General features: G+C 52.8%; 1 protein-coding gene. It reads right to left on the bottom strand.

Annotated elements, in window-relative coordinates; genetic code table 11:
* On the bottom strand, positions 1-688 hold a 688-nt coding region (locus tag QPK98_RS15560; RefSeq protein WP_494337536.1), incomplete at both ends, for an FIDD domain-containing protein.

Raw genomic sequence — 688 nt, forward strand, 5'->3', positions numbered from 1 at the left:
ATCTCATTTTCCTCATTGACGGCATCGTCATAGCTTTCATAGTAGCCCAAGGTCCAATCGGTGTTCCCATTGCGGATCTGGTCTTCGCGCTGGGTAAGGTCAAAGAGTTCTGTCTGGTCATAAGGGCCTGGAGGGATGATTACGTTTTCATCACAAAGGGCAATGGGGTCTGGCGTGACTGGCTCGGGGTTGGCCGTTACGCGAAGGGTTAACGTGGTAAGGGCAATGCACGCGCTGTCGCTATCCTCTACGCGTACGTAGATTATCTGTGGGTTGGTTGTGTTTTCGTAAGCGGTATCGGGATCAATCGGATTTTCGTTGTTCTGGGCATCTTCCGCATTTACAAAGTACGATACGCCTTGGGTAAGCACCCCATCGGTTATCTCGCCGTTCTTCTGGGTCAGGTCAAAGGTGGTGACTCCATCAAAGGGTTCGCCAAGGTCATCACATTGCACCAAGGGTTCTGGGTCTACGATGGGTAGGCCACTCTTTACCACCAGCTCAAAACTTCCTACCTTGAAGCAGTCGGTATCGTTGGTGGCTAGGCGTACCCAGATGGTCTGGGGGTTGGTCTCATTGGTATAGGCTTCTGGGTCGGCAATTGGGGCATTGCCACTGATGGCCTCTGCCTCGGTTAGGTGGTAGGTAAGGCGATAGTCTTCGCGGGGCTGGTCGCCATAAATAAGGG

It is taken from the genome of Aequorivita marina, assembly GCF_031631895.2.
Classification (GTDB): domain Bacteria; phylum Bacteroidota; class Bacteroidia; order Flavobacteriales; family Flavobacteriaceae; genus Aequorivita; species Aequorivita marina.